General features: G+C 66.6%; 2 protein-coding genes. Both read right to left on the bottom strand.

What is annotated here, in order from left to right:
* Window positions 1-12: 12 nt before the first annotated feature.
* Entirely contained in the window at window positions 13-573 is a 561-nt protein-coding gene (locus AB1781_11445; protein ID MEW5705180.1) for an IS630 family transposase, read from the bottom strand.
* The coding region (locus tag AB1781_11440) for an IS630 family transposase (GenBank protein ID MEW5705179.1) at window positions 545-1,129 on the bottom strand (585 nt) is incomplete at its 5' end. The genes AB1781_11440 and AB1781_11445, both read right to left, overlap by 29 nt.

Raw genomic sequence — 1,129 nt, 5'->3', positions numbered from 1 at the left:
ATACCCACCCACCTAACGTTTGACCTGCGGTATCCAGGGATACGAGCATAGCGACGTGAGGCGGCCGGCCTCGGCGCAGAGGCGGTTCCAGGCGGTGCAGGCGGCATCGGCGATCGCATCGTAGTCGGCGAGCAGCCGGTGCGAGAGGAACCGCTCTTTCAGATACAGCCACACGCGCTCGACCGGGTTCAGCTCGGGCGCGTAGGGCGGCAGCGGCACGAGCGTGATGTTGCCGGGAATGCGCAGCGCGCCCGAGCCGTGCCAGCCGGCCTGATCGAGCACCATGACGGCGTGCTCGTCCTCGGCCAGGGTCGCAGCGAAGCGATCGAGGAAGGCCTGCATCGCCTGCGTATTCACGTACGGCATGACGAGCGCGAAGGCGTTGTCGGTGCCGGGCTCGACGCAAGCGAAGATGTAGGCGAAGGTGAAGCGCTTGTCGCTGAGGCCCGGTGGACGCTCGCCGCGCTTCCACCACACATGGCACGTTCGGCCCTTCTGCCCGATGCGCGCCTCGTCCTGGAAGAAGAGCCGGACCTTCTTGCTTTTATGCGTACGCTGAATTTTTCTGAGCAGCGCCGGGGCTCTTTTTAAAGGCCGCTTGTGCGGCCGGGTCTTTTTGCGGATGGCGCGGACGCGTCTTCTGTCGCGAGAAGCCGAGACGCTTCAGCAGCCGTCCGAGCGACCAGGGATGCATCCGCTTGCCGAAGCGCCGCTCGCAGATATCGGCCAGGTCCTCGAGCGTGTAGGCCGAAAGTCCGCTGGCCTCCGGGGCCGGCCCATCGAGCACGAGACGCATCAGCTCGGCTTGCTCGTCCGCGTCGAACCTCGGCGGGCGTCCGCCGTTCCAGCGATCGGCGAGACCGTCGATCCCGTGCTCATTGTAGCGCAGCACCCAATCGCGCAGGGTCTGGCGATCCATGCCCGCCGAGCGGGCCGCCTCCGCACGGCCCATGCCGTCGAGCGCGTTGGCGATCGCCAGAATGCGCCGCGCCACGCGGACGTCGCTCTCGGCCTTGGCGAGCTTGCGAAGAACGACCGGTGTGCGGTCCTTGCGTATCTCCAGCGCAGCCATGATGCCCTCCGTCGAATCAGCGACCAGAGGGAACCATGGAGGGTGGCCTCTCGTGAA

It is taken from the genome of Pseudomonadota bacterium (genome assembly GCA_040752895.1).
Taxonomy (GTDB): Bacteria; Pseudomonadota; Alphaproteobacteria.
This window is presented reverse-complemented; position numbering and strand designations above follow the sequence as displayed.